The following is an 18,748-nucleotide window of genomic DNA, read 5'->3' as shown; positions in this document are numbered from 1 at the left end:
GTTTATGCACTGTTATAGTGCCGCAATCGTGACGATAGTCCAAATGGTTGGTGAAGCTGCCAATCTCCCCCCTTGTGGGGGAGATCAGCAGCTTCAACCAAATTTCCCGGTCCGCGGGAATCCCTTCGGCACCATGCGACCGGCCGACGCTCTCGCGCCGATCCATTCCGCCAGCTCCTCGCGCGACCTGACGAAGGTGCGGTCTGCGGAATCCTGCCACGACAGGCCGCTCGCCAGCGTGAAGGGTTTCAGGTCGAGCAGACCGCCATCCTTGTATTTCTGCAGGCGAACGCCCTTGCCGCGGCCCATCTCCGGAATTTCGGAGAGCGCAAACACCAGCATCTTGCGGTTCTCGCCGACAATGGCGAGATGATCGCCTGACACGGGGACGCAGGCCTTGGCCTCGTCGGGCGCCTTGACGTTCATCACCTGCTTGCCCTTTCGGGTGTTGGCGACGACCTCCTCCTCCGGCACGACGAAACCATTGGCATCGTAGGAGACGAGCAGCAGCTTGCGCTTCGGGTCGTGGACGAAGGCGGTGACGATGTCCTGGTCGTTGTCCATGTCGACGATGATGCGGATCGGTTCGCCATGGCCGCGGCCGCCCGGCAGCCGGTCGGCGCCGATGGTGTAGAATTTTCCGCCGGTGGTGAAGACCAGGATCTTGTCGGTGGTCTGGGCATGGAAGGCGAGCTTGAGGCTGTCGCCTTCCTTGAAGGTGAGCGTGGAATGGTCGGCCAGATGGCCTTTCATCGCCCGCAGCCAGCCCTTTTCCGAGACCACCACGGTGACCGGCTCGCGCTCGATCATGGCGTGCGCAATGTCGGTCAGATCATGCTCCGGCGCGTCGGCGAACTGGGTGCGGCGCTTGCCGAGTTCGGTCTCGGGGCCGAACTTGTCGCGAACCTGCGTGACTTCCCATTTGATCGTCGACCATTGCTTGGCGTCGGATGCGAGCAATGCCTCGATCTGCTTCTTCTCGGTGGTGAGACCGTCGAACTCCTTGCGGATCTCGAACTCTTCCAGCTTGCGCAAGGCCCGCAGCCGCATGTTGAGGATGGCTTCGGCCTGGGTGTCGGTGAGCGACCAACGGGCCATCATCACCTGCTTGGGCTCATCCTCCTCGCGGATGATCCTGATGACCTCGTCGATGTTGAGATAGGCGATCAGGTAGCCGGCAAGGATTTCCAGCCGCTTCTCGATCTCGCCAAGCCGATGCTTCGAGCGGCGGATCAGCACATCGCGCCGATGGTCGAGCCACTCCTTCAGCACGCCCTTCAGCGACAGGACGTTAGGCACCTTGCCGCGCGACAAAACGTTCATGTTGAGGGGAAATCGGCTTTCGAGCTCGGTCAGCTTGAACAGCGATTCCATCAGAATGCCGGGATCGACCGAACGGCTCTTCGGTACGAGCACAATGCGGACGTCCTCGGCGCTTTCATCCCTGACATCCTCAAGCAGCGGCAATTTGCGCGCGATCAAAAGCTCGGCGATCTTCTCGATCAGCCTGGCCTTCTGGATGCCGTAGGGGATTTCGGTGACGACGATGCTCCAGGTGCCCCTGCCCTGATCCTCCTGGCCCCATTTGGCGCGCACGCGAAAACCGCCGCGGCCGGTCTCATAGGCCTCCAGGATGGATGCGCGGCTGTCGACGATGATGCCGCCGGTCGGGAAATCCGGCCCCTGGACGAACTCCATCAGCTTTGTCACCGGCGCGTCCGGCTGCTCGATCAACTGCAGCGCTGCGTTGCAAAGCTCGGCGGCATTGTGCGGCGGGATGGACGTGGCCATGCCGACCGCAATGCCGGAGGAACCGTTGGCGAGCAGATTCGGGAAGGCGCCGGGAAGCACTACGGGCTCCTCGTCCTCCTCATTGTAGGTTGGCCGGAAATCGACGGCGTCCTCGGTGATGCCGGCAAGCAAATCGCTCGCCACCTCGGTCATGCGCGCCTCGGTATAGCGCATGGCGGCGGCGTTATCGCCGTCGATATTGCCGAAATTGCCCTGCCCGTCGACGAGGGGATAGCGCATGGAGAAATCCTGCGCCAGGCGCACCAGCGCGTCGTAGATCGACTGGTCGCCGTGCGGATGGAACTTGCCCATCACGTCGCCGACAATGCGGGCGCATTTGGCAAAGCCCTGGTCGGGGTTGAGCCTGAGCAGTCGCATGGCATGCATGATGCGACGATGCACAGGCTTCAGCCCGTCGCGCACGTCAGGCAGCGCCCGGTGCATGATGGTCGACAGCGCATAGGCGAGATAGCGCTCTTCCAGCGCCTTCTTCAGATCCACCGGTTCGATGTGGTCACCGCCGCCATTTTCAGGCGGCAAAATCCTTTTTCCCATGCGGCTGGACTAGCCGAGCGGGTGATTCGCGGCAAGGCGGGGCTGCGGAAATCCGCACTTTGCAGCCTTTGGCTTACGAGGGCGGCTCAAGGTCCGACGATGGATGTGACGAACTTCATGTTCCAGCTTGCCGTCCCTGTGCAACAGCACCGGTAGCAGCGCTGTTGCCAACCAACATCAATCTGTTACACGCCCTCTCTAAGGCAGGAGACGGTACGCAGGGGAGCCCGACCTTCATGACATATTCACCGCATCGAGCGAAGGCTCCCGCTCCGATTTGCCTTTCGCCGTGATTTTCGACAACTCTGCGGGAAAGCGCCTTTTTCCCGTCCAGTTCGTCACGGAATAGTGATGGCGTAGAATTGAGAAAACACTTTTTCAGGACTCTCTCAGGGAACTCGCGATGACAATCCAACGTTCGACACTCAAGAAACTTGCTTTTTCGACCTTTTTGCTGACGCTGCCGCTGAATGCCGCCTTTGCGCAAGACACGGCGGTTGCCGACCGACTGAAGGCCGCACTTGCCGTCCAGGGCGTCGATATCACCTGGACCGGCGTTACCGGCGACAATTCCAGCATGGTGCTGCAGGGCGTGTCGGTCAAACCGGCGGCCGAAAAGGAGGCGCTGCCGATCGGCGACGTCAAGCTCGAGGGCGTGACCGAAGCCAATGGCGGCTTCGATGTCGCCACCATCACGACTTCGGCCTTCGAGCACAGCAAGGACGGCGTCACGCTCAACCTCACCCCCTTCGTCATCCACGACGCCAACATCCCGGCCGAGGGCGCTACAGGCCCGCTCGGCTCGATGATGATCTACAAGTCGGCCGAACTCGAAAACCTGACGGTCAAGGTTGCCGACAAGACCGCCTTCTCGGTGGATGGGCTTGCTGTCCAGATCACGCCGCCGGCCGACGGCAAGGCGATGGAGTTTTCCGCCACCACGGAAAAGTTCAACGCCGACCTGACCCTGGTCGACGATGCGAAGTCCAAGGAAGCCATCGAGGCCCTCGGCTACCAGAACATAACGGGCAATATCGAGATCGGCGGCACCTGGCAGCCGAGCGACGGCAAGATGGACCTGTCGAAATACGATATCTCGGTCGAGAATGCCGGCACGCTCGGCATGACCTTCGGCCTCGGCGGCTACACGGTCGACTTCGTCAAGTCGCTGCAGGAGATGCAGAAAAAGATGGCGGCGCAGCCCGAAGGCGCCGACAATTCGGCGCAAGGCATGGCCCTGCTCGGCCTTTTGCAGCAGCTTTCCTTCAACAGCGCCTCGATCCGCTTCGACGACGATTCGCTGACCGGCAAGGTGCTTGAATATGTCGGCAAGCAGCAGGGCATGTCGGGCAAGGACATCGCCAACCAGGCCAAGGCGATCGTGCCGTTCGGCATGGCGCAGCTCAACAATCCCGAACTGACCGCCGAAGTGACGGCCGCGGTGAGCAAGTACCTCGACGATCCGAAGAGCCTCGAGATTTCGGCCGAGCCGCCGGCAGCGGTGCCGTTCGCGCTGATCATGGCCGGCGCCATGTCCAACCCGGCCGACCTGACCAAGACGCTGGGCGTCCACGTCAAGGCCAACGAAGACTGATCGAAGTTCGCTCCCTTCTCCCCGTCACTATACGGGGAGAAGGTGCCGGCAGGCAGATGAGGGGCGGCGCCAACGCGTGCAAATTGTAGTTCGATGCTGAACCGATTGTCAGAAGGCGCCAACTGCTAAGGCCGTTCGCCAATCGCCTGCATGCGTGCTGCCCCTCATTGTCCTGCCGGACATTTCTCCCCGTATAGAGACGGGGAGAAAGGGCAGCTGCAACGCTGCTGTCAGTCCTTCTTCACTGCCGCGACACGCAGCGACAGATCACGCAACTGCTGCGGCGAGGCTTCCGAAGGCGCGTTCATCAACAAATCGTAGGCCTGCTGGTTCATCGGGAACATGGTGATCTCTCGCAGGTTCTTGGCGCCGACCAGCAGCATGACGACACGGTCGACGCCGGCCGCCATGCCGCCATGCGGCGGGGCGCCATACTGGAAGGCGCGGTAGAGGCCACCAAAGCGTTCTTCCACCGTGGCGCGGTCGAGGCCAACCGTCTCGAACGCCTTGACCATGGTTTCCGGTAAATGGTTGCGGATACCGCCAGAGGCGATCTCGAAGCCGTTGCAGACCATGTCGTACTGGAAGGCCTTGATGCCGAGCAGGTCGTCGCCGTTGAGCGCGTCGATACCGCCTTGCGGCATCGAGAACGGGTTGTGGGCGAAGTCGATCTTCTTCTCCTCCTCGCTCCATTCGAAGAACGGGAAGTCGACGATCCAGCACAATTCGAAGCGCTCGCGGTCGACAAGGTTCAGTTCTTCGCCGGCACGCGTACGCGCGGCACCGGCGAAGGCGACGAACTTCTTCGGATCGCCGGCGACGAAGAAGGCGGCGTCGCCATCGGCAAGGCCGAGCTGCTGGCGGATCGCCTCGGTGCGCTCCTCGCCGATGTTCTTGGCCAGCGGACCGGCGCCTTCAAGCTTGTCGCCTTCCTTGCGCCAGAAGATGTAACCCAGTCCCGGCTGGCCCTCGCCCTGCGCCCACGAGTTCATGCGGTCGCAGAAGGCGCGGCTGCCGCCGGTCTTGGCCGGAATGCCCCACACTTCGGCCTTCGGATCGTTGGCCAGGATGTTGGCGAAGACCTTGAAGCCGGAATCGTGGAAATGGTCGGAGACGGCCTGCATCTCGATCGGGTTGCGCAGGTCCGGCTTGTCGGAGCCGTATTTGCGCATCGCGACATCGTACGGGATGCGCTGGAATGTCTGCGTCACCGGCTTGCCGTTGGCGAAAGTCTCGAAGACGCCCCGCATCACCGGTTCCATGGTCGACAGCACGTCGTCCTGCTCGACGAAGCTCATCTCGAGGTCGAGCTGGTAGAATTCGCCGGGCAGGCGGTCGGCGCGCGGGTCCTCGTCGCGGAAGCAGGGCGCGATCTGGAAATAGCGGTCGAAGCCCGAAACCATGATCAGCTGCTTGTACTGCTGCGGCGCCTGCGGCAGCGCGTAGAAGGTGCCGGGATGGATGCGCGACGGCACCAGGAAGTCGCGTGCGCCTTCCGGCGAGGAAGCCGTCAGGATCGGCGTCGAGAACTCGGTGAAGCCGACATCGGTCATGCGCTTGCGCATCTCAGCGATGATCTTGGTGCGCGCCACGATGTTCCTGTGCAGCGTCTCGCGGCGCAGGTCGAGGAAGCGATACTTCAGGCGGATGTCTTCGGGATAGTCCGGCTCGCCGAACACCGGCAGCGGCAATTCCTTGGCTGCCGACAGCACCTCGACCTCGCGGGCAAAGATTTCGATCTCGCCGGTCGGCAAGTTGGCGTTGGTGGTGTCCGGCAGGCGCGCCTTGACCTCGCCGTCGACGCGGATCACCCATTCGCCACGCAGCGTCTCGGCGACCTTGAAGGCGGGCGAATCCGGATCGGCGACGATCTGGGTCAAGCCGTAATGGTCACGCAGATCGATGAACAGCAGGCCGCCATGGTCACGCACGCGATGCACCCAGCCCGACAGGCGGACGGAAGAGCCGACATCGCTCTTTCTCAACTGGGCACAGGTGTGGCTGCGGTAACGATGCATTGTCATGTCAAAAGTCCGGGGTGCTGGGTTGTGGGCCGAGCTCAAAGCCCGGTCCAAAATTTGCGCGAAAAGCGCATGGGAGGCCTGATTTGTCAAGGCGAGTCGGGTTTGGGTCGTCTCTCTATCCGCTAGTCAGCATGAAGTCTTTGCCAGGCTTGGCGCTTGCCGCCAGAAATGTTCCCCGCAACAGTGCCGTCCTCAAGCAATCTGGAGATGCTTTATGCCAAAACGTACAGTTCCACCGGGCGTCGGGCCACACAATGGCCGCGAGTTGGAACTGATGCTTCAGGGCGACAAGCCAATGGCCCTGTTCGGGACGGAGCCGGGTGTGGACGCCGAAGATATTGGCGATGCGGGCTTTGCACCGTTTGTCGACCAAGGCCGCATCCTGAAGTTCACCCACTTTGATCCAGAAACGTCCGTGGAAGATCGCCGCTACTGCCTGCCGACAGAGGAATGGCGCTGCAAACTGAGCTTGTTGATCTCCCGGATGTGCCGCAGCGGAGAGGCCTTCAACATCTTCACATCGAATGATCTGGCGAGGCTTGAAGGCACTCTTCTTGGCTATTCGAAGGAAGATATTGAAGCGTTCATCGTACACGCTGCGTCGAGGAAAGCGCCGAATTCCAGCACGGTTTGAACGATTGCTTTTAAGCTGGCTCCCCGCCTAGGAGCCCAAAGCCGACTGCTGGAGGCGTTGTGCAAGATGATCGATGACCAATGAAGCGCTGGCGGAGGACGTTGCGGCGCGATGAAGGCGTATCTCCGCCCCCGGCAATGGCGGCACATAACGGCCGGGATTGATACCGCGCAGGCCCGGCGCCAGCATGCTGCCTTTGACCACGGTGATCGCGAGGCCCTGCCCGACGATTGCTTCCGTAGCAGCCAGGCTCGGGCTGACATAGGCCAACCGCCAGGGACGGCCGGCTTTGTCGAGCGCCTCGATGGCCCAGGCGCGAAACAGGCAATCGGGATAGGACAGCGCGACGGGCAGCGGATCGAGCTCTTCGACGGCACGGGTGGAGGCGGCCGCCCAGATCGCACGCTCGCGGCATATCAGATCGCCCTCGGAGGTACCTTCCGGGTGCATGGCGATGACGGCGTCGAAAGATGAGCCGAGGCGTTTGAGCAGCAAGGCGGTGAGACCGATCTCCATGTCGACCTGCACGAGCGGAAATCGCTGGGCAATATCGGCAAGCAGGCTTGGCAGGATTTTGGTGCCATAGTCTTCCATCACCCCGATGCGAACGTGCCCGGCCACACGCTGATTGGAAACGCGTGCTATCGCCTGCTCGTTGAGGGCAAGGATACGGCGGGCATCGGTCAAAAACCCCTCCCCGGCCGCGGTCAGTTCAACTCGAGCGGTCGAGCGGCGAAAAAGCGCGGTGTCGAGGCGTTCCTCAAGGCGCTTCACCTGCAGGCTGACGGCTGCCTGCGTTCGATTGAGCTGTTCGGCGGCGCGCGTGAACGAGAGCCGGTCGGCAACGACGATGAAGGCGCGCAGCAGTTCGGGATCCAGGGTGTTCATAGCCAAGCATTATCAAACTCATTGCACTTATTCGATTCCTTTCGACCCGCCTGCCCGATATCGCTGGCGCCGAACTGGCCAGGTTGGGACAAGAATGGAAATTCTGGGCGTGCTGGCGGCGATTCTTTCCAGCGCTCTTGGCGGCACCGCTGTCGGCGCAACCCGATATCTCGCCGGTACGCTCGATCCGATTACCATCGGCGCGGTGCGGTTCAGCGGCGGCTTTCTGGTTCTGGCCGCAGTGGCGCTCTGGCGGCGGGACAAATGGCCTGCGAAGAGCGACTGGCTTGGCGCCGGCGCCCTGGGCCTGCTGTTCTTCGGGCTGTTTTCGGTGCTCTTCAATGGCGCCCTTGTCTACACCACGGCGGCGCGCGGTGCGCTGGCGCTTTCGACACTGCCGCTGCTCACCATGCTTGCCGGCGCGGTTCTGCGGATCGAGCCGCCTACCATGCGCAAGATCGTCGGCGTCCTGATCGCCACGGCGGGGGTGGCCGTCGCGCTCGGCACCAGCCTGGCGACTGCTCCCGCAGGCGCATGGCGCGGCGACCTCATCATGGTCGCGGCGGCGTTCTGCATGGCGCTCTACAGCGTCTGGTCACGACCATTCCTGTCGCGCACCAAGCCGATCCCGTTCGTGGCGTTCGGCATGGGCGTGGGGGCCATCTGCCTGTCGGTGATTGCCGCCTCGAACGGCGGCCTGGCGCGGCTTGCGACGCTCAATGCACCGCAATGGATCGCGAGCGGATATCTCGCCATCGTCTGCGGTGCCTTCATTTTCTTCCTGTGGGGGTTCGCGCTCGGGCGCGCCGCGCCGACACTGGTTGCCGTCTCGGTCGCGGTCAATCCGGTGACGGCGTCGATCTTCGCCGTCGTCGTCCTGGGCGAACAGGTCGGCGCGAACCTGCTTGTCGGGCTCGTGGCGGTGCTGACTGGAATAGCAATCGCATCGGGAGCCACCAGAAGATTCGGCCTGTGACGGTCAGCCTCTTGCGTGAACAGCCCGCGCACGGCGCTACTTCAAGCGAAGTGGATTTCAGCGCCCTGGCGCTCGAAGTCGGCGAGGATCGCGGCCGGCGCGGTCTTTTCGACCACGAGATGGCGGATCGCCTCTGGCCTGGCGACCCGGTAGGGTGCGGCTGTGGCCAGCTTGTCGTTGGTTACAGCGATGACGATGCCTGCGCTGTTCTTGGCCATGGCCCGCTTTACCTCGGCCTCAGCCGAATCGAAGGCCGTGACGCCGCGCGACGCATCGAGGCCGCAGGATCCGAGAACAAACAGGTCCGCGCCAAGTTGCGCGACAGCGGCAAGCGTGTCGGCGCCGACGCAGGCGCCGAGATGGCGGTCGAACCGCCCGCCCAGCACAATCAGTTCGACCAAAGCGTGGTCTGACAGGACGGAGGCAATTTCGAGCGAATTGGTGGCGACGGTCAGATCGATGTCGCGCGGGATGGCCCTGGCGACCGCGGCATTGGTCGAGCCGCTGTCGATGAACAGGGTCTGTCCGCGCGAAAGCAGTGCCGCGGTCGCGCGGGCCAGCCGCGTCTTTTCTTCGACCGCATGGCCGGCGCGCAGGCCGACCGGCGTGGCCGCGAAGGGTGCGGCCGCGACCGCGCCGCCATAGACGCGGCGGCACTGCCCGGCCTTGGCCAACTCCCTGAGGTCGCGCCGAACCGTGTCTTCCGAAACGCCGAAGCGGCCTGCCAGCTCGCCGGCCAGCACCCTTCCCTCGACGGCCAGGCGATCGCGAATAATTTGATGCCGCTCATCGGTCAGCATTGCATGATCCTGTTTTTTTCCATGCACGTTCTTGCACGATTTGCATGTTTGTGCAAGATGTAGGCATATCAAACAGTGACAACCGTCGACTCTCTTCCCCGAAAGCATCGTCATGACCTTTGGCCTCCGCCTCGCTCCGCAACACCGGGTCTACGCCGGCTTTGCGATCTATTCGTTCGCCATGGGCCAAATCTTCCCGCGGCTGCCCGACATCAAGCACGCCATGGGCATCGGGGACGGCACGCTCGGGCTAAGCCTGATCGGGACGCCGATCGGCACCTTGACCGCGCTGACGCTGGCGGCGCCGATCCTGGAGCGCATCGGCTTCCGCCGCGCGCTGCTCGGGCTGGTGCCGCTTTTGTCGGTTGTCTTTGCCATTGCCGTGCATGCGCCTGGGCCGCTTGCGCTGTTCCTGATGCTGTTTCCGGTCGGCCTGATGATCGGCAGCGTCGAGATCATTCTCAATGTCGAGGCCGATAGAACCGAATTCCTGCTCAAGCGCCGGATCATGAACCGGGCGCATTCGTTCTGGAGCATCGGCTTTTTCGGCGCCGGCCTGTTCGGCGCCGCGCTTGCGCATCTCGGCATTTCGCCGCAACTGCACCTGGCGATTGTCGTACCGATGGTGGCGACAGGAATCGCGCTGTTTCTCGGCGGTTACGAACCGGCGCCGAGCCGCTTCGCTGGCAATGACGAGACGGCGCCAAGGCTGGCGCGGCCGACGCTGCCGATCCTCGTCCTCGTCGCGGTGACACTGTCGGCGATGCTGATGGAAGGCGCCAGCATCGACTGGTCGGCAATCTACATGCGCACCGTGTTCGATGCGGGCCCTTTCGTCGCCGGCTTCACCGTGGCGCTGTTTGCATTCTCGCAAGCGAGCACGCGCTTCTTTGCCGACTCCTTTGTCGACCGCCACTCGCCGAGCGTCGTGGCGCGGGTGCTGCTGGCGACGATGGCGGTGGGCGTGCTGCTCGTCTTCTTCTCGCCTGCCCCGCTCGTATCGATGCTGGGCTTTGCGCTACTTGGCATCGGCAGCAGCGTGCTCTTTCCGCTGGCGATCTCGGCGGCAGCCCAGCGGACGGACCGCTCCGCGACGATCAATGTCGCGGCGCTGTCGCAGATTTCCTTCGTCGCCTTCCTGCTCGGCCCGCCGCTGCTCGGTTTCGTCTCCGACCATTGGGGCATCCGCTCGGCCTTCGGTATCGGCATCCCGTTCATCATGCTCAGCCTGCTGACCGCCGGCTCGCTTGGCCGAAGGGCTGCCCGGGGCAAGCCTGCGCCGGCGAGCGAAGCTTTGGCGAGGGCCGACGGAGCTTGAACGGCCGCACTTGAAGCCACACACCTGTTGGCGGCGGGACAAGCCACTGGCATTGGCCACACCGATGGTTCAGAACTGTGGAGCCACCTAAGCAACGGTTCCGTATGTCCTCCATCCGCCCGCTGATCCCGCTCCTCATCGCCGCCGGCATCCTGCTTGGCGGCAACGGGCTGCAGGGCACGCTGATCGCGTTGCGCGGCGCGCAGGAAGGGTTTTCGGCCTCCGACATCGGCCTGATGGGCACGTTCTATTTCGCCGGCTTCCTGCTTGGTTGCCTCGCAGTCACCCGCATCCTCAAGGCAGTCGGCCATGTCCGGACGTTTTCAGCGCTCGCCGCCATCGCCGCGGCCAGCACGCTGCTCCTGGTGCTGATCATCGATCCGGTGATGTGGTGCGCGGTGCGCTTTGCCGGCGGTTTCTGCTTTGCCGGTCTGTTCACCGTCATGGAAGCCTGGCTGAACTCCGGCGTCGAAAACAAGGATCGTGCGCGCGTGCTCGCCATCTACCGCATGGTCGATATCGGCTCGGTAACCGGCGCGCAGTTCCTGATCCCGATCTTCGGCCCCGGCGGCTTTGCCATCTTCGCCATCATGTCGATGATGATCACGCTGTCGCTGGTTCCGGTGTCGCTCGGCGACCGCTCCAACCCGACGCCGCCGGAAGACGTCAAGCTCGATCTCGCCCGCGTCTGGCGGATTTCGCCGCTCGGCTGCTTCGGCTGCATCTGCGTCGGCGTCACCAACAGCGCGTTCCGCACGCTGTCGCCGGTCTATGCCGAGCAGATCGGCATGTCGGTGGCCGATGTCGTCACCTTCGTCAGCGTCGGCATCTTCGGCGGCGCCCTCATCCAGTATCCGCTGGGCTACCTCTCCGACCGCTGGGATCGGCGCGCGGTGCTTTTGGCCACGACATGCGGCGCCATGTTCGCGGCGCTGGCGCTGGTCTTCGTCGCCGGCGCCGATCCGACCCTCAATTTGATCATCGTCTTCATCTTCGGCAGCTTCGCCATGCCGCTCTATTCGCTGTCGGCGGCGCATTCCAACGACCGCGCCGACAAGGGCGAGTTCGTGCTGATCAACGCCGCCTTGATGCTGTTCTATTCCTTCGGCGCCATTGGTGGCCCCTTCGCGGCGTCCGCAGTGATGCAACATTTCGGACCGGGCGCCCTGTTTGTCTTCAGCGCAGTCGTCTACGCCACCCTCATCGCCGTCATTCTCTACCGCATGCAGGTGCGCGGCAGCGTGCCGGCGGGCAAGCGCAGCCGCTTCACGGCGCTGCTGCGCACATCAACCGTCTTCGCGCGGCTGGCGCGCAGGAATGGCGATTCCGACGGATCGGCTGATACTTGACCGAAGGGCGGCTTGACGAAAGCGCCCATGGCTGAAATTGAAAGAGAACCTTACCCGTTACTAAAAAGCGATTTGATGCACGTCATCACCACCCAAAATGAGCTCGAGTCCGTTCTCGCCGCTTTTGAAAAGTCGGATTTCGTCACCGTCGACACCGAATTCATCCGCGAAACGACATTCTGGCCGATTCTGTGCCTGATCCAGATGGCGGCGCCAGGCGTCACCGCGCTGATCGACCCGCTGGCGCCCGACATCAACCTCGCCCCATTCTTCCGGCTGATGGCCAATGAAGCGGTGGTCAAGGTTTTCCATGCCGCGCGCCAGGACATTGAAATCATCGTCCATCTCGGCGATCTGGTGCCGCATCCGGTGTTCGACACCCAGGTCGCGGCCATGGTCTGCGGCTTCGGCGACAGCGTCTCCTACGATCAGCTGGTGCAGCGCATCACCGGCGCACGGCTCGACAAATCCTCGCGTTTCACCGACTGGCGCCACCGGCCGCTGTCGGACAAGCAGCTCGATTATGCGCTGGCCGACGTCACCCATCTGATCGACGTCTACAAGCACCTCAGCGCCGAACTGGAGCGGGAAAACCGCGCCCATTGGCTGAACGAGGAAATGGAGGTGCTGACTTCGCGCGAGACCTACGATCCGCACCCCGAGGATGCCTGGAAGCGGCTGAAGATGCGGCTGCGCAAGCCGCAGGAGCTGGCGATCGTGCAGACGGTGGCGGCATGGCGCGAACGTGAGGCGCGCGAGCGTGACGTGCCGCGCGGCCGGGTGCTCAAGGATGACGCCATATACGAGGTCGCCCAGCAGGCGCCGCGCGATGCGGCAGCGTTGGGCAAGCTGCGCACGACGCCGAAAGGCTGGGAGCGTTCGTCGACGGCTACCGCATTGCTTGGCGCGGTCAACACGGCGCTCGCTTTGCCCCGCGAAGAGATGCCGAAGCTGCCCAAGAGCTTTCAGCCGCCCGAGGGCTCCAATGCCGCCTCCGAGCTGCTGAAGGTTCTGTTGCGGATCGTCGCCGAGAAGGAAGGCGTCGCCTCGAAAGTGCTGGCGTCCAGCGACGACATCGACCGCATCGCCGCCGAGGGCGAGGATGCCGACGTGCCGGCCCTGCAGGGCTGGCGACGCGCCGTGTTCGGCGAAGCCGCACTGAAGCTGGTGCGCGGCGAAATCGGCATCAAGTTCGACAAGCGCAAGATCGCGGTGTTCGATTTGTAGACCCCCACCCCGCTCCGCTGCGCGGAGCGACCCTCCCCACAAGGGGGAGGGTAAACAACTGCCCTACACCGCTCCGAGCAGGTGTAGCGCGAACCAGATCCATGCCAGCAAGAGAATGATCGCGCCGACGTAGAAGGCGCGGCTGCGAAACCGCAGATTGTTGCTGGTGAGGTGGACCCAGGCGTGGCCATAGCGGGAAATCACGAAAATCCACATCAAGGCCAGGGTCAGATAATTGACGCCATTGGTCGCGTGCAGCGCCAGGCACAGCACATAGAACAGCACCGGCAGTTCAAACTGGTTGATGAGATTGTTGGCAACCGTGACGCTCGACCCGGGCTCGGTCGTGCGCACCTTGTATTGACCGACCTTGGCCTCGCCCGATTTGACCGCGCCGTAGCGGCGCCGGCCCATCACGACATAGACGATATAGACGAGCAACACCTGCGCCAGCATCGGCCAGAAAATCGCGGTCTGGCTCATGGCGTTGCCCCTGCTCTGTCGTTCATGCCTGTGGACGCCGCTGGGCGGCAAGGATCAAAAACGCGATGACGATGACGGGGATCGCCAGCAGCGCGAATTTGGTGACGATCAGCGACGAGGCCAAAGACAGAGAATCCGGGTTGGCCGACAGCGCATCGGACAAGAGCCGCGCCACCGCAATGTTCTGGGCGTAGTCGGCGCATGTGTAGGGCAGCACGATGACCAGCGCGAACAGCGCCTGAAGCTGCACCGGCATGGCACGAAAATTCTTCAGCCGCCGCCCCGTTGCCAGGATCAGGCTGACCATGGTCAGCGACAGCAGCGCCGGGAAGAGAAGGTCGAAAGTCAAATAGTGCCAGACCAGGATGATCTCGCTGCCGCGTCGGCCGAGTGCCGTCAGCCAGGCCATGCCCTCATCGGGCGTGAACCCGCCAAGGCGCACGTCGAGCGACGGCAGGCCACCGCTCAGCCGGCGGAAATAGAAGAATTCCAGCAGCGTCATGATGATGAAAACCGCCGCGGCGGCAAAGCACAGCGCGCCGGCATGGCGCGCCAGCCGCAGCACGATCGTCGCCTGGTGGCGCCAGAGCATGTACCGCTCTGGCTGCCGGTCAGGCTCCGCCAGGATAGTTCGGGCTTTCGCGGGTAATCGTGACGTCATGGGCGTGGCTTTCACGAAGTCCGGCGTTGGATATGCGCACAAAGGTGGCGCGTTCGCGAAAATCGGCAAGGTCGCGGCCACCGACATAACCCATAGCGGCTTTTAGCCCGCCCGCAAGCTGGTGCAGCACGCCAGACACAGGTCCCTTGTAGGGCACCTGCCCTTCAATGCCTTCCGGGACCAGTTTCAGCGTGTCGCGAACCTCGGCCTGGAAGTAGCGATCGGCCGAGCCGCGCGCCATGGCGCCGACAGAGCCCATGCCGCGATAGGCCTTGAAGGAGCGGCCCTGATGCAGATAGACCTCGCCCGGGCTTTCGTCGGTGCCGGCCAGCAGCGAACCGATCATGGCCGCACTGGCGCCCGCGGCAAGCGCCTTGGCCAGGTCACCCGAATATTTGATGCCGCCGTCGGCGATGACCGACACGCCTGATCTATGCGCCGTCTCGACCGCCGACATGATCGCCGAAAGCTGCGGCACGCCGACGCCGGCGACGATGCGCGTGGTGCAGATCGAGCCCGGGCCGATGCCGACCTTGACGGCATCGGCGCCGGCGTCGATCAGCGCCTGCGTGCCTTCGGCGGTGGCGACGTTGCCGGCCAGGATGCGGACGGAATTGGAAAGCTTCTTGGCCCGCGTCACCGCATCGAGCACGCGCTGCGAATGGCCATGCGCGGTGTCGATGACCAGGAGGTCGACACCGGCATCGATCAACCGCTCGGCGCGCTCGAAGCCGTCATCGCCGACGCTGGTGGCGGCCGCCGCCCGCAGGCGCCCCTGCGCATCCTTGGTGGCGTGCGGGTTGAGCTGCGACTTCTCGATGTCCTTGACGGTGATCAGGCCGACGCAATTGCCGGACTTGTCCACGACGACGAGCTTTTCGATGCGGTGCTGGTGCAGCAGCCGCTTGGCCTCGTCCTGGTCGACATTCTCCTTGACCGTGATCAGGTTCTCACGGGTCATCAATTCGTAGACTTTCTGCCCCGGATCGGAGGCGAAGCGCACGTCGCGGTTGGTCAGGATGCCGACCAGGCGGCCGATCTTCTGGCCGCCGCTGCCGCCATTCTCGACCACCGGAATGCCCGAGATGGAATAGGTGCGCATCAGCGCCAGCGCGTCCGCGAGCGTGGCGTCGGGGCCGATGGTGACCGGATTGATGACCATGCCCGATTCGAACTTCTTGACCTGACGCACCTGCTCGGCCTGTTCGGCCGGCGAGAAATTGCGGTGGATGACGCCGATGCCGCCGGCCTGCGCCATGGCGATGGCGAGCCGCGCCTCGGTGACGGTGTCCATGGCGGCCGACAGGATCGGCACGTTGAGGTCGATGTCGGTGGCGATGCGGGTGCGGATGTCGGTCTCACCGGGCATGACCTCGGAATGACCGGGCTGCAACAGCACGTCGTCAAAGGTCAGCGCCAGCGCGCCGGTGGACGTTTCGATGATTTTTGCCATGGCCAGTCCTCGGATACGAAAAGCGCTGGGAGAATACAAAAAAGCGCTGGACCGAAATGGACAGCGCCGACTCGTTTCTTCCCTTTCAGGATTGGCGCTGGCTGGTAACACGTCGCGGCGCCGATGAAAAGCCGGTCATCTCCTATTCGGCGGACCTGCCCAGGAGAGGGTCGATTTTCGCCAGTTTCATCCTTTGTGCAGAAACGCAGCAACGCCTCTTGTCCGCGCGCGGTCGCACAAAAGTGACAGCAAATTAATGCGACATCGCGCATGAGGCGTGATAACCGCCGGTTCGTATCGCTTGCCCCGCCTTTTCATTGCCTGGATTGGTCGGCACGCAATTTTTGGCCAGTTCGGACGCGTTCGTTGAACCGCATCATTCCGCTCATTCTGGCGGTCGCCTTGTTCATGGAAAACATGGATTCGACCGTCATTGCGACATCGCTGCCGGCGATCGCCGTCGACATCCACACCAGCCCGATCGCGCTCAAGCTGGCGCTGACCGCCTATCTGGTGTCGCTGGCCATCTTCATTCCGATCAGCGGCTGGATGGCCGACCGGTTTGGCGCCAAGACCATTTTTCGCGCCGCGATCGGCGTGTTCATCGTCGGCTCGGTCTGCTGCGCCATCTCCAATTCACTGCCGGCCTTCGTCGTCTCGCGCTTCCTGCAAGGCATAGGCGGCGCCATGATGACGCCGGTCGGCCGCCTGGTGCTGGTGCGCGCGACGCCGAAGAGCGAGCTGGTTGCCGCCATGTCGTGGCTCACGGTGCCGGCGCTGGTCGGCCCGCTTGTGGGACCACCGATCGGCGGCTTCATCACCACCTATTTCACCTGGCACTGGATCTTTCTGATCAACGTGCCGATCGGCCTGATCGGCATCTGGCTGGCGACGCGCTTCCTGCCGCAAACCGACTCGATGGAGACGCCGCCGCTCGATTTCGTCGGTTTCGTGCTGAGCGGGCTGGCGGCCTCCGGCGTCGTCTTCGGCCTGTCGGTGGTCAGCCTGCCCTATCTGCCGCCGGCGACCGGCCTCATCACCGTGGCGGTCGGGCTGATTTCCGGCGTGCTCTATCTGCTGCATGCGCGGCGCGCCAAGAACCCGCTGCTGGCGCTGGAACTGTTCCGCAACCAGGTGTTCCGCTCCTCGGTGCTCGGCGGCTCGCTGTTTCGCATCGGCATCGGCGCGGTGCCGTTCCTGTTGCCCCTGATGTTCCAGATCGGCTTCGGGCTGACGCCGTTCCAGTCGGGCATGATCACCTTCGTCTCGGCCATCGGCGCCATCGGCATGAAGTTCGTCACCGCGCTGATCTTCCGGCTCGCCGGCTTCCGCCGGGTGCTGATCTGGGGCTCGCTGATCGCGGCCGCATCGATCGCCATCTACGGCCTGTTCACGCCGGAGACGCCTTACGCGCTGATGCTGGCGATATTGCTGGTCGGCGGGTTTATCCGCTCGATGTTCTTCACCGGCGTCAACGCGCTCTCCTATGCCGAGGTGACGGCTGAAGACACCAGCAAGGCAACGCCGATCACGGCGGTGTTCCAGCAGTTGTCGATCGCGCTCGGCGTGGCGCTGGCCGGCGGCATCCTGGAAGTCTCGACCTCGATCCATGGCGGCCCGCTGATGCTCGGCGATTTCCACATTGCCTTCTTCATCGTGGCGGCAGTGTCAGCGGCGGCGTCGGTATCGTTCATGCGGCTGGCACCGGATGCCGGCAATGCGGTGTCGGGCCACGGCCGGCTGACGACGCCGAAGACGCTGGAGCCGGTGAGCACGGCTGGGAAGTAAGGGGCGGCGCGACGAAAATCGTCGACGTCGGCGATCCTTCACACCCCCCTCTGGCCTGCCGGCCATCTCCCCCGCAAGGGGGGAGATCGGATATCACGCGGCTTTCGCCAATCTTGCAACTTTGAAGGAATGGCGAGACGGTCGCAGCTGCCAATCTCCCCCCTTGCGGGCGAGATGTCCGGCAGGACAGAGGGACGGACCGCTACGAAGCGTCTTTCACGCCGTGCCGTCTCTGCCCTTAAAATCCTTCGCCAGCAAATACAGTTCCACCGACTCATCCCGCGACGCCGGCGGCTTCACGTGGTGCACCGAGCGGAAGTTCTTCTTGAGCATCGACAGCAGCTCGTTTTCGGCGCCGCCTTGAAACGTCTTGGCCAAAAAGTGCCCGCCCGGCTTCAGCACCGACAGCGCGAAATCGGCGGCCACCTCGCACAGATGCATGGTGCGGATGTGGTCGGTTCGCTTGTGGCCGGTGGTCGGCGCGGCCATGTCGGACAACACGATATCGGGGTCGCCGCCCAGCGCCTCGGCGAGCTTTTGCGGCGCTTCCGGGTCGAGGAAATCCATCCGCAGCACCGGCGCACCCGGCACCGCATCCATTTCGAGATAGTCGATACCGATGACATGTGGATTATCAGCCGTCGATTTCGTCCTCGCGGCCGCCACCTGGCACCAGCCGCCGGGGGCCGCACCGAGATCGATGACCTTCATGCCGGGTTTCAGCAGATGATGCTTGTCATCGATCTCGATCAGCTTGTAGGCCGCGCGCGAGCGATAGCCGTCGGCCTTGGAGCGCTGGACATAGGGATCATTGATGTGGCGCTGCAGCCAGCGGCGCGACGATTCCTTCAGGCCGCTCTTCTTCTTGATCCGCGTCTTGAGGACACGAATGCTGGCGGAGCCCGGCTTTTCCGGCTTCTTGGTCATGACGTTATTTCTTGTTTGAGTTTTTGCGCTGGCCGAGTTGCCGCCGTTTTTCGGCGGCTTCGCGTTTCGCGAAGGGCTTCCCCCACTCCGTCGCCGCTTCGCGGCGCCACCTCTCCCCCCTCCGGAGGGAGAGGAAAGGCGCCGGTCTGCATAAGTTCGCGCCCTTCCTCTACCCCGTCGATCGGGGGAGAGGTGGGGGGCGGAGGGCGGCAGGGGGGGGGGGGCGCGGGCCCCCCACCAAAAGGGCTGCATGAGCGGCGCGCCCCCACGTTGGCCAGGA

At 63.5% G+C, this 18,748-nt stretch carries 16 protein-coding genes; 8 read left to right on the top strand and 8 right to left on the bottom strand.

All coding sequences use genetic code 11. The features are described 5' to 3' along the window. Nucleotides 1–93 precede the first annotated feature (93 nt). Nucleotides 94–2,346: a DNA topoisomerase IV subunit A gene (gene parC / locus NKJ80_RS30885; RefSeq protein ID WP_023694915.1), complete on the bottom strand. Its 2,253-nt coding sequence runs from the start codon at nt 2,344–2,346 to the stop codon at nt 94–96. A gap of 403 nt (nt 2,347–2,749) precedes the next feature. Between parC and NKJ80_RS30880 the strand changes: the two genes are divergently transcribed. Further along, entirely contained in the window at nt 2,750–3,940 is a 1,191-nt protein-coding gene (locus NKJ80_RS30880) for an aq_1923 C-terminal domain (RefSeq protein ID WP_023734156.1), read from the top strand. 230 nt (nt 3,941–4,170) lie between these two features. Here NKJ80_RS30880 and aspS read toward each other — a convergent pair whose 3' ends face one another. Next, the gene (gene aspS / locus NKJ80_RS30875; RefSeq protein WP_023823278.1) at nt 4,171–5,958 is read right to left on the bottom strand and encodes an aspartate--tRNA ligase; all 1,788 of its coding nucleotides are present in this window, start codon (nt 5,956–5,958) and stop codon (nt 4,171–4,173) included. A gap of 220 nt (nt 5,959–6,178) precedes the next feature. Here aspS and NKJ80_RS30870 point away from each other — a divergent pair, with 220 nt between their 5' ends. Then, nucleotides 6,179–6,598, top strand: a complete 420-nt coding sequence (locus NKJ80_RS30870; protein WP_023700568.1) for a hypothetical protein — start codon at nt 6,179–6,181, stop codon at nt 6,596–6,598. Between the two features lie 27 nt (nt 6,599–6,625). Here NKJ80_RS30870 and NKJ80_RS30865 read toward each other — a convergent pair whose 3' ends face one another. After that, nucleotides 6,626–7,486 carry a LysR family transcriptional regulator gene (locus NKJ80_RS30865; RefSeq protein WP_081727421.1) on the bottom strand — a complete coding sequence of 287 codons (861 nt, stop codon included), beginning with the start codon at nt 7,484–7,486 and terminating at the stop codon, nt 6,626–6,628. Nucleotides 7,487–7,580: 94 nt separating this feature from the next. On the opposite strand from NKJ80_RS30865, the gene NKJ80_RS30860 reads away from it, so the two are divergent. Further along, a complete protein-coding gene (locus NKJ80_RS30860) occupies nt 7,581–8,462 on the top strand; it encodes a DMT family transporter (protein WP_352498930.1) in 882 nt (293 codons plus the stop codon). A gap of 41 nt (nt 8,463–8,503) precedes the next feature. Here the strand turns inward: NKJ80_RS30860 and NKJ80_RS30855 are convergent, their stop codons facing one another. Next, a complete protein-coding gene (locus tag NKJ80_RS30855; RefSeq protein WP_023708788.1) occupies nt 8,504–9,262 on the bottom strand; it encodes a DeoR/GlpR family DNA-binding transcription regulator in 759 nt (252 codons plus the stop codon). A gap of 112 nt (nt 9,263–9,374) precedes the next feature. Here NKJ80_RS30855 and NKJ80_RS30850 point away from each other — a divergent pair, with 112 nt between their 5' ends. From NKJ80_RS30850 to rnd, 3 genes are all read left to right on the top strand, one after another. Beyond that, entirely contained in the window at nt 9,375–10,580 is a 1,206-nt protein-coding gene (locus tag NKJ80_RS30850; protein ID WP_023734159.1) for an MFS transporter, read from the top strand. Nucleotides 10,581–10,684: 104 nt separating this feature from the next. After that, nucleotides 10,685–11,929 carry an MFS transporter gene (locus NKJ80_RS30845; RefSeq protein WP_023689528.1) on the top strand — a complete coding sequence of 415 codons (1,245 nt, stop codon included), beginning with the start codon at nt 10,685–10,687 and terminating at the stop codon, nt 11,927–11,929. Between the two features lie 75 nt (nt 11,930–12,004). Next, nucleotides 12,005–13,156, top strand: a complete 1,152-nt coding sequence (gene rnd / locus NKJ80_RS30840) for a ribonuclease D (protein ID WP_023682426.1) — start codon at nt 12,005–12,007, stop codon at nt 13,154–13,156. 63 nt (nt 13,157–13,219) lie between these two features. Here the strand turns inward: rnd and NKJ80_RS30835 are convergent, their stop codons facing one another. From NKJ80_RS30835 to guaB, 3 genes are read right to left on the bottom strand one after another with little or no spacing between them, the layout of a single operon-like run. After that, nucleotides 13,220–13,639: an MAPEG family protein gene (locus NKJ80_RS30835; protein ID WP_023673032.1), complete on the bottom strand. Its 420-nt coding sequence runs from the start codon at nt 13,637–13,639 to the stop codon at nt 13,220–13,222. Between the two features lie 22 nt (nt 13,640–13,661). Then, nucleotides 13,662–14,231, bottom strand: coding sequence for a hypothetical protein (locus NKJ80_RS30830; protein WP_050587175.1), 570 nt, complete (start codon nt 14,229–14,231; stop codon nt 13,662–13,664). Nucleotides 14,232–14,250: 19 nt separating this feature from the next. Further along, a complete protein-coding gene (gene guaB / locus NKJ80_RS30825) occupies nt 14,251–15,753 on the bottom strand; it encodes an IMP dehydrogenase (RefSeq protein ID WP_023742866.1) in 1,503 nt (500 codons plus the stop codon). 56 nt (nt 15,754–15,809) lie between these two features. Between guaB and NKJ80_RS30820 the strand changes: the two genes are divergently transcribed. Together NKJ80_RS30820 and NKJ80_RS30815 are read left to right on the top strand one after the other, a co-directional pair. After that, complete coding sequence (locus NKJ80_RS30820; protein WP_031198005.1) at nt 15,810–16,010, top strand: hypothetical protein; 201 nt, start codon at nt 15,810–15,812, stop codon at nt 16,008–16,010. A gap of 109 nt (nt 16,011–16,119) precedes the next feature. After that, nucleotides 16,120–17,541, top strand: a complete 1,422-nt coding sequence (locus NKJ80_RS30815) for an MFS transporter (protein ID WP_023816215.1) — start codon at nt 16,120–16,122, stop codon at nt 17,539–17,541. A gap of 216 nt (nt 17,542–17,757) precedes the next feature. Here the strand turns inward: NKJ80_RS30815 and NKJ80_RS30810 are convergent, their stop codons facing one another. Then, on the bottom strand, nt 17,758–18,468 hold the full coding sequence (locus tag NKJ80_RS30810; RefSeq protein ID WP_352498929.1) for an RlmE family RNA methyltransferase: 711 nt from the start codon (nt 18,466–18,468) through the stop codon (nt 17,758–17,760). Nucleotides 18,469–18,748: the final 280 nt, after the last annotated feature.

It is taken from the genome of Mesorhizobium sp. M0030 (genome assembly GCF_040323695.1).
Classification (GTDB): domain Bacteria; phylum Pseudomonadota; class Alphaproteobacteria; order Rhizobiales; family Rhizobiaceae; genus Mesorhizobium.
This window is presented reverse-complemented; position numbering and strand designations above follow the sequence as displayed.

Coding starts and splice junctions, on each gene's coding strand:
- NKJ80_RS30810 (WP_352498929.1), bottom strand. CDS start 18,468: ATGACCAAGAAGCCGGAAAAGCCGGGCTCCGCCAGCATTCGTGTCCTC.
- NKJ80_RS30850 (WP_023734159.1), top strand. CDS start 9,375: ATGACCTTTGGCCTCCGCCTCGCTCCGCAACACCGGGTCTACGCCGGC.
- NKJ80_RS30835 (WP_023673032.1), bottom strand. CDS start 13,639: ATGAGCCAGACCGCGATTTTCTGGCCGATGCTGGCGCAGGTGTTGCTC.
- NKJ80_RS30830 (WP_050587175.1), bottom strand. CDS start 14,231: ATGCTCTGGCGCCACCAGGCGACGATCGTGCTGCGGCTGGCGCGCCAT.
- aspS (WP_023823278.1), bottom strand. CDS start 5,958: ATGCATCGTTACCGCAGCCACACCTGTGCCCAGTTGAGAAAGAGCGAT.
- NKJ80_RS30820 (WP_031198005.1), top strand. CDS start 15,810: ATGGACAGCGCCGACTCGTTTCTTCCCTTTCAGGATTGGCGCTGGCTG.
- guaB (WP_023742866.1), bottom strand. CDS start 15,753: ATGGCAAAAATCATCGAAACGTCCACCGGCGCGCTGGCGCTGACCTTT.
- NKJ80_RS30860 (WP_352498930.1), top strand. CDS start 7,581: ATGGAAATTCTGGGCGTGCTGGCGGCGATTCTTTCCAGCGCTCTTGGC.
- rnd (WP_023682426.1), top strand. CDS start 12,005: ATGCACGTCATCACCACCCAAAATGAGCTCGAGTCCGTTCTCGCCGCT.
- NKJ80_RS30845 (WP_023689528.1), top strand. CDS start 10,685: ATGTCCTCCATCCGCCCGCTGATCCCGCTCCTCATCGCCGCCGGCATC.
- NKJ80_RS30870 (WP_023700568.1), top strand. CDS start 6,179: ATGCCAAAACGTACAGTTCCACCGGGCGTCGGGCCACACAATGGCCGC.
- NKJ80_RS30865 (WP_081727421.1), bottom strand. CDS start 7,486: ATGAACACCCTGGATCCCGAACTGCTGCGCGCCTTCATCGTCGTTGCC.
- parC (WP_023694915.1), bottom strand. CDS start 2,346: ATGGGAAAAAGGATTTTGCCGCCTGAAAATGGCGGCGGTGACCACATC.
- NKJ80_RS30855 (WP_023708788.1), bottom strand. CDS start 9,262: ATGCTGACCGATGAGCGGCATCAAATTATTCGCGATCGCCTGGCCGTC.
- NKJ80_RS30880 (WP_023734156.1), top strand. CDS start 2,750: ATGACAATCCAACGTTCGACACTCAAGAAACTTGCTTTTTCGACCTTT.